Consider the following 8,153-nt stretch of genomic DNA (forward strand, 5'->3'; position numbering starts at 1 on the left):
CAAAAATAGGGAAAGGTTTAGTCCTGTCGCTGCCCTGGGGTTCAGCCAGGGGGTTGGGCCGGGAACTTGGTATGCTCGCTAAAAGTATTGTCCGTAAGAGGGATAAGTTAATGCTGTCAAACCTTACTTTATCATTCCCTGAAAAAGATGCGGTGAAGGTACGCAGGATCGCGAATGATGTATGGAAAAACATAGGGTTAACACTTATAGAATTCATCAAGCTTGATGCTATTAACAAAAACAATATTGATGACTTTGTTGTACTTGAAGGTACCGGGTGTATCGATGATGCATTGAAAGCAGGGAAAGGCGTGATTCTTATCACTGCGCATTTTGGTAATTGGGAATACATAGCAACGTCATTAGCGTGGAAAGGATATCCCGTGTGCGGGATCACGCATGCTTTGGAGAACGGGTTAGTTGATAAAATGGTGAAATCCGTACGCGCAAAATCCGGGGCTATTGAGTTCTCGCATACTAACGGTATAACAAAAAGTTTGGCGTATCTCCGGGAGAATATGATTGTTGAGATTGCGGTGGATCAAAGTATCGCGCATGGCGGGATATTCATAAACTTTTTTAACCGTCCCGCAGCGTCAACCCCGGCGGTGTCGTTGCTTGAAAGAAAAAGCGGGGCGGCAGTGATCGCAGCACGTGCTTCACGTGGGAATAACGGTAAAAATGTTATTACGTTCACTGGGCCCATAAAACTTAAACATACCGGGAATATAAGGTCTGATGCTGTGGAGAATACGCAGATGCTGGCAAAATATATAGAAGAATGGGTACGGAATGAACCGGAATTATGGTTCTGGGTACATAACCGGTGGAAACGCCAGCCGGGGCAGCAGGATTGAAAGGATGTATAGCAAAAAAATGAAAAAAAAGGGTAATAACAGCCAAATCGCGGTATTTATTGACCGTGACGGCACGATAAACGAAGAGATGGGGTATATTAATCACGTATCACGGTTACATCTATTACCCTATGCTGGAGAAGCTATCCGCAGGTTTAACCGTGCAGGAATAAAAGTTATTATTGTATCAAACCAGTCGGGTGTTGCGCGGGGGATAGTTCCGCGTAAACTTGTGGATAAACTCAATGCTAAGATAAAAACTTTAATCAAGAAGTCACACGCTAAAATCGATGGGGTATTGATGTGTTTCCACGGGACAAGCGAAAATTGTAATTGCCGGAAACCTAAACCCGGGATGCTGCTCGAGGCTGAGAAAAAGTTTGGGTTGAACCTCCGAAAATGTTATACGCTCGGGGATAAGTATATTGATGTTAAACTCGGGCATAATGTCGGAGCGAAAGGCGTGCTTGTCCTTACGGGATACGGGCCCGGTGAACTTTTGTATGACAGCCATAAATGGGAGAAAAAACCTGACTTTATTGCAAAAACGTTACGCCACGCAGCAGGATGGATAATACGGGATTCACAAAAGTAAAAAATCGGGGTTTTTTAGGTATAATATAAGTTTATATGAAAAAACTGTTGTTATTAACATTTATATTAATGTGTTCAACTGTAAACGTTGAAGCTAAAAAGTTTGGACCGGGTGAACGGCTTGTGTATCTAGTACACTGGGGTGTTATCCCTGCGGGATATGCTACGCTTGAAGTGAGAAGTAAAACCGTTAAAGCCGGGCGGAACGTTTACCACCTGTGGTCGGAAGCAAAATCAAATTCGTTTTTTGATTCTATTTATAAAGTCAGGGATGTTAACGAATCATGGTATGATTACGAAAACAATGTTTCTGTTGGGTACGAAAAAACTTTGCGTGAAGGGAAGTATGCTAAAGATGAAAAAGTTTTATACGACCTGGAGAAAGGATTGGCGTATAAGTCTGGCCGGAAAGAGCCGATCGTAATACCTTCAAAAGTGTTGGATATACTGTCAAGTTTATATTATATCCGCAAGCTGGAAAACATTTCACCGAAGATGCATCCCAAACTTGATGTACAAAGCGGTGAAAAGGTGTGGAAATTGGAAGTACGGATTTATGGTAAGGAAAAAGTTAAGTTGCCCATAGGAGAGTTTAACTGCTGGAAAATGGAACCTATAATGCGGGATGATGGGATTTTTAAGGCAAAAGGACGGTTGTTTGTGTGGTTAAAAGACGATGAGTCGCTTTTGCCGGTAAGGTTACGAACAGAGATTGCGGTAGGATTTATGGATATTGATCTTAAGGAGTATAAATAATGTTAGACCTTCGTGAGGTTAAAACGTACTCTCTAGCAAAAAGGGTTAGTAAAGTCACTGCTGATCAGTTTGTTGATTTAGCAAAATACAAAAAAACCGGGAAGTACGACGCGTTATTACCGGATATACTGGTAGCTAAGAAAATGAAGTTATTGGTTGATGCTATAATCACAGCACGAAAAAAGGGTAAGCCTATAATACTGATGCACGGCGCGCATGTAATCAAATGCGGGCTGGCACCGCTGGTAATAGACCTTATGTCCCGCGGGGTTATTACTGCATTAGCGACAAACGGTGCGAGTATTATCCATGATTTTGAGATTGCGTATAACGGGAAAACATCTGAAGATGTTGAGGAACAACTCGCAGCCGGTAAGTTCGGTATGGCTGAGGAAACCGGTGTTATGCTGAACCAGTGGGTTACCCGCGGTGCTGCCGAGGGTAACGGGTTGGGGAGTATCATTGGTAAGAATATTGATAATCAAAAACTTAAATATCGTAAGGTCAGTATTTTCGCTAATGCGTACCGTCTGGGTGTGCCTTATACAGTCCATGTAGCGATCGGGACGGATATTGTTGTACAGCATCCGGGATACGACGGTGCGGCATGGGGGAAGTCAAGCGGTGAGGATTTTAAAAAGTTTGTGGGTATCGTCGGGAAGATAGGGAACGGCGGGGTAGTACTGAACTTTGGTTCCGCTGTGATACTGCCCGAAGTGTTCCTGAAAGCGTTGAATCTTACCCGCAATCTTGGTAGTAAAACCTTTAACTTTACCGCTGCGAATTTTGATATGATAGACCAGTACCGTGCAAGGGTTAATGTGGTATCACGCCCGGCTAAGGGTAAGGGTTATATGTTTATCGGCCATCACGAGTTTATGCTGCCGTTATTGTATATGATGATAACTGAAAGGGTGTAAACAATGATTAAAATTAATGACGTGATTAATGAATTCAAAAAAATACGTGTGCTTGTAATAGGTGACAGCATGATGGATAAGTTTATACACGGGAAAGTTACACGGTTATCGCCCGAAGCGCCGGTGCCGATTGTTAAAGTTGAACGCGAAGTGGTTACTGCCGGAGGAGCTGGGAATGTTGCGATGAATATTACGAGTTTAGGCGCAAAGGTAAATCTTGTAAGTATAATCGGTGATGACGGTGCGGGGAGTGAATTACAGTCAAAACTAAGAAAAAGCGGGGTTGAGGTTGACGGTTTAATAGTTGATGAGAACCGTCCGACAACGATTAAGACGCGTGTTATCGGTAATCACCAGCAGGTAGTGAGGTTTGATAATGAAAATACTGATAAAATATCATCACCTGTACTTGATGAAATATTTAAAAATGTAGAAAATTATATTTCTGAAGTTGACAGTGTTGTTATCTCGGACTACGGGAAAGGTATTATCAGCGGGCAATTGTTGAACAATATAATAAAAAAAGCTAATTCCTGCAAAAAACCGATACTTGTTGATCCTAAGATTGAACACTTCCTGTTTTATCAGAGGGTAACCTGCCTGACACCTAACCTAAACGAAGCAATTAATGGTATGCATTATAAGTATCCGATAAACAATAATGATGATATTAAAAATCTTGGGAATGAAATTCTTGATAAACTGCACTGCGAGTCGTTGATAATAACTCTTGGAGAGAACGGTATGATGGTATTTGATAAAAACGGTAAGGTAATTAATCTCCCGACCTTAGCTAAGGAAGTTTTCGATGTAACCGGTGCGGGGGATACGGTTATCAGTGTAGTAGCGATGATGTTTGCCTGCGGGCATAGTATAATTCAGGCAGCTGAAGTAGCAAACCATGCAGCGGGGATTGTTGTGGGTAAACTCGGTACAGCAACAGTATTACCGGATGAACTTAAGGCTGCATTCATCGGGAGGTAATGTTTGGTTGAATATAAAGATAATTGGTGTTATACCGTCAAGATACGCGTCTACGCGGTTACCCGGGAAAGCGTTAATTAAATTCGCAGGGAAAACGCTTATCCATAGGGTATGGCTCCGGGCAGTACGCGCGAAGTTAATAGATAAAATTGTGATCGCAACGGATGATAAACGGATCTTTGATGAAGTAAAATCGTTTGGCGGTAATGTAGTGATGACTTCCACAGCGTGCCGTAACGGTACGGAACGTTGTGCGGAAGTTGTTAAAACCTGTCCTGCGGATGCTGTGGTTAATATCCAGGGTGATGAGCCTATGATTGCGCCGTCAACAATTGACGCGCTTGCGCGTGAACTTCGAGTGTATAAGGATGTGTATATGGCAACCGCGGCGGTAAAAATTGTTGATACCGCAGAAAAAAGTGATCCTAATGTCGTAAAGGTGGTATTTGACAAACACAATGATGCTTTGTATTTTTCAAGGTCAGTCATACCGTTTCCCCGGGAAGGGAATTTAAAGCAGTGTGTGGTATATAAACACCTTGGGATTTATGCGTATAAAACCGTGTTTCTCAAGAAGTTAAGCGTTCTGCCGCCTACGAAGGCGGAGGTAACCGAGAAACTTGAACAGTTAAGAGTACTTGAGAATGGTTATAAAATAAGAGTAGCTGTGGTTAAATACGATTCTATCGGAGTGGATACCCTGGCGGATGTAAGAAAACTTAGGAAAGTGTTAGCGTAAGAAACAAATAAAAATGTTGTTGAAATAAGGAGGCAGAGAACAAGGTGACAAAAAAAGTTGTGTTAGTCGTAGATGATGATCCAGAACTTGCGGAACTTGTCCGCAGCGGGCTTGAGACCATTGACTGCGAAGTTGTCACCGCGCATACTGGCCGTACTGCGCAGGGTATTCTTGAGAAAACAACGCCTGACCTAGCGGTACTAGATGTAATGCTGCCGGATATCGACGGGATTACATTATGCCAGGAGATAAAGCATGACCCCAAGAAAAAAGATGTGCCGGTAATCATGATGACCGCGTTATCTGACCGTACAACATATCATGATGCGTTATTGTTTGGCGCAACGGATTATATTGTGAAACCGTTTGAGATGAAAGAACTGTTGGAGAAAGTAAACAAAGCGTTAGCACTGAAAGATAACGCCAAAAAATAAACGGGAATATTTATGGGTAATAAAAAAATTAAGGTTGGGAAGTATAGTGTTGGGAATACCGGCGGGATAATATTAATCGCAGGGCCGTGTGTTATTGAATCAGAACTTATGGCGTTAACCCTGGCAAAAAAAATTAAACTTATAGCGTCACAGGCCGGGGTGCCGTTTATATTTAAAGCGTCATTTGATAAAGCTAACCGCAGTGCAATAAAATCTTTCCGCGGGATTGGGCTTAGTGAAGGGTTGGAAGTACTGAAAGAAATACGCCTAAAAGTCGGGGTGCCTGTGCTCACGGATATCCACGAACCATGTCAGGCAGAAAAAGTTGCTGATACCGTTGATATCATACAAATCCCTGCGTTTCTTTCCCGGCAAACGGATTTATTGATAGCAGCGGGACGTACCGGGATACCGGTGAACGTTAAGAAAGGGCAGTTTTTGTCTCCATGGGATATGAGTAATGTTATAGATAAGATACGGTCTACCGGGAATGATAAGGTGTTACTGACCGAACGCGGGTCAATGTTTGGGTATAATAACCTTGTTGTTGATATTCGCGGGTTGGCGGTAATGAAAAAAACAGGGTATCCCGTAATTTATGATGCTACGCATAGCACTCAGTTGCCTGGGGGTAATAAAACAAGCAGCGGCGGGCAACGCGAGTTCATGCCGGATCTTACCCGTGCAGCGGTGGCGGTAGGGATTGCCGGGGTGTTTATGGAAGTCCACGAGAATCCGGGGAAAGCATTGTCTGATTCATCAACTGTGTGGCCGTTACATAAATTGTACGGTATTCTGAAAACAATAAAAAGGATTGATAAAGTAATAAAAGCATAACGGGGAGGCAGGTAAAACGTTTATGGCAGTAAAATGTTTCCGTTGCGGGTGTAATACTAACAAAGATAACGCTAAGTTTTGTAGTAAATGCGGGCAAAGCCTTACAATGGCACCGGCATGGTTACCGGATGTTAAATGGCATATAAAAACCCTGGGGATAATTTATGTTATCCTTCTTATAGTATTCATCGTAGGACAGGTATTATTAAAACCGTATGTCCGTAATATTGTAGAGAACTGGTGAGACGGTAAACTAATAATATTATGGTAACAAATACTAAACGCACACTTAATCTCGCAAGGAAGGTTTTAAGGATAGAAGCTTCCGCTGTAGTGAACCTGCAGTCAAAACTCGGGGCTGGGTTTATCAAGGCTGTGGGGATAATATCTGACTGTGAAGGCCGCGTGATTGTTACGGGTTTAGGGAAAAGCGGGATCATTGCGCGTAAAATCGCGGCAACACTTGCCGCTACCGGTACACCGGCAACGTATATGCATCCAACGGATGGTATACACGGCGATATCGGGATACTTGAACTTCAGGATGTTGTGATACTAATCTCATATTCCGGTGAGACAACAGAACTTGCGGAGTTAATCCCTGCAATAAAAAAGATTGGCGCAAAAGTTATCGGTATTACCGGAGATAATAAGTCAACACTTGCACGGATCAGTGATGTGGTATTAAGCAATAAGGTAACCCGTGAAGCGTGTCCTTACAATATAGCGCCTACAGCGTCCACAACAGCATGCCTGGCTCTGGGTGATGCTTTGGCGGTCTGTGTTATGAGTGAGAAAAAGATTAAACCCGAGCATTTTGCGTTATTGCATCCCGGGGGAACAATCGGGAAAAAGTTGTTGTGGACTGTTAAGGATATTATGAGGACAGGTGAGAATAATCCGGTGGTAACTCTCGGGGTGAACGTGAAATCTGCGTTATTAGTGATGACCCGTACACGTGTAGGGGCGGTAAGTATTGTGGATAGTAAAAATAAACTGCTGGGATATTTTTCAGATGGCGATTTACGGCGCTGTCTTGAACGTATGCCGGATTTATTGAGCAAAAAAATTGATGAGGTCATGACAAAAAACCCGTTAGCCATCTCTGCGGAAAAACTCGCGGTGGAAGCTGCTAAACTAATGAGAGAACGTAAATGCGATAATTTGCCGGTAGTGGACACGAAAAAACGTGTGATCGGGATCATTGATGAACGCGATATTTTGGACCAGGGTATTGTGTAAAAACATGGAAATATGCCTGTAATTAGGTAGATAGGAAGTAGTTGTTGTTACCATGAAAAAAAGTGTACTAACTAAATTAAAGAACATTAAGATGATAGTATTTGATATTGACGGTGTTCTTACCGACGGGACGGTTATTGTCCTTAATTCCAGGGAGGAAATTAAGCCAATGAATGTTAAGGATCGCTACGTATTTTCGCTGGTCAGGCGTCACGTGCCGGAACTTAAGTTCAGCTGGATTTCCGGGCGTAACTCAGAACACGTGGTTGTCAATGCTGCACAGATGAAGATAGCGTATTTATACCAGGCTTGCGGGGATAAACTCGCAGCAGTTACAGAAATCTGTGAAAAAAGCGGGTTAACGCTGGATAACATAATGTGTGTCGGTGATGACCTCATAGATATCCCTGTCCTAAAACGTGCGGCGGTAGCTATGTGTCCCGCTGATGCGGTACGTGATGTAAAAGATATTGTGGATATTATTGGTGAGACAAACGGCGGGCGCGGAGTTGCTAGGGAAGCTATTGAACTTGTCCTGCGGACACAAAAAAAGTGGGATCGTATACTGTGCAATTTCACGAAATAAAAACTTTTCTTAACTTGATACTTATCGTGCAAACTGTATTTATGATTAGTTCCTGCGGGAAGAAATTGCCGGAAGATGTAGCAAAAGCTGTGGATAAGCGTGATACCCGCGAAGTAATACAAAACTTTACCACACAAAATGTTACTTCCAAAGGTACACAGTGGAAACTTACCGCGCGGGAAGCGTTTATCGGGCCCGATGCTA

At 42.9% G+C, this 8,153-nt stretch carries 12 protein-coding genes; all 12 read left to right on the forward strand.

Features of this window, described 5'->3' with window-relative positions:
- A partial coding sequence (locus tag WC955_12440) for a hypothetical protein (protein MFA5859862.1) occupies positions 1-857 on the forward strand: 857 nt, incomplete at its 5' end.
- A gap of 19 nt (positions 858-876) precedes the next feature.
- Complete coding sequence (locus tag WC955_12445; protein ID MFA5859863.1) at positions 877-1,452, forward strand: HAD family hydrolase; 576 nt, start codon at positions 877-879, stop codon at positions 1,450-1,452.
- 35 nt (positions 1,453-1,487) lie between these two features.
- A complete protein-coding gene (locus WC955_12450) occupies positions 1,488-2,207 on the forward strand; it encodes a DUF3108 domain-containing protein (protein ID MFA5859864.1) in 720 nt (239 codons plus the stop codon).
- Positions 2,207-3,127, forward strand: coding sequence for a hypothetical protein (locus tag WC955_12455; protein MFA5859865.1), 921 nt, complete (start codon positions 2,207-2,209; stop codon positions 3,125-3,127). The genes WC955_12450 and WC955_12455 overlap by 1 nt, the downstream gene beginning before the upstream one ends.
- Positions 3,128-3,130: 3 nt before the next feature.
- Positions 3,131-4,111: a D-glycero-beta-D-manno-heptose-7-phosphate kinase gene (rfaE1, locus tag WC955_12460; protein ID MFA5859866.1), complete on the forward strand. Its 981-nt coding sequence runs from the start codon at positions 3,131-3,133 to the stop codon at positions 4,109-4,111.
- 7 nt (positions 4,112-4,118) lie between these two features.
- Positions 4,119-4,850, forward strand: coding sequence for a 3-deoxy-manno-octulosonate cytidylyltransferase (kdsB, locus tag WC955_12465; GenBank protein ID MFA5859867.1), 732 nt, complete (start codon positions 4,119-4,121; stop codon positions 4,848-4,850).
- A 44-nt stretch (positions 4,851-4,894) separates the two neighbouring features.
- Entirely contained in the window at positions 4,895-5,284 is a 390-nt protein-coding gene (locus tag WC955_12470; GenBank protein MFA5859868.1) for a response regulator, read from the forward strand.
- A gap of 12 nt (positions 5,285-5,296) precedes the next feature.
- Positions 5,297-6,121: a 3-deoxy-8-phosphooctulonate synthase gene (kdsA, locus tag WC955_12475; GenBank protein ID MFA5859869.1), complete on the forward strand. Its 825-nt coding sequence runs from the start codon at positions 5,297-5,299 to the stop codon at positions 6,119-6,121.
- Positions 6,122-6,143: 22 nt separating this feature from the next.
- Complete coding sequence (locus WC955_12480; GenBank protein MFA5859870.1) at positions 6,144-6,365, forward strand: zinc ribbon domain-containing protein; 222 nt, start codon at positions 6,144-6,146, stop codon at positions 6,363-6,365.
- Between the two features lie 20 nt (positions 6,366-6,385).
- Positions 6,386-7,363, forward strand: a complete 978-nt coding sequence (locus tag WC955_12485; GenBank protein ID MFA5859871.1) for a KpsF/GutQ family sugar-phosphate isomerase — start codon at positions 6,386-6,388, stop codon at positions 7,361-7,363.
- Between the two features lie 52 nt (positions 7,364-7,415).
- The gene (locus tag WC955_12490) at positions 7,416-7,949 is read left to right on the forward strand and encodes an HAD hydrolase family protein (protein ID MFA5859872.1); all 534 of its coding nucleotides are present in this window, start codon (positions 7,416-7,418) and stop codon (positions 7,947-7,949) included.
- Positions 7,931-8,153 (forward strand): hypothetical protein (locus WC955_12495; GenBank protein ID MFA5859873.1); only part of this gene is annotated, 223 nt, incomplete at its 3' end. The genes WC955_12490 and WC955_12495, both read left to right, overlap by 19 nt.

Source organism: Elusimicrobiota bacterium (assembly GCA_041658405.1).
Lineage (GTDB): Bacteria > Elusimicrobiota > UBA5214 > JBBAAG01 > JBBAAG01 > JBBAAG01.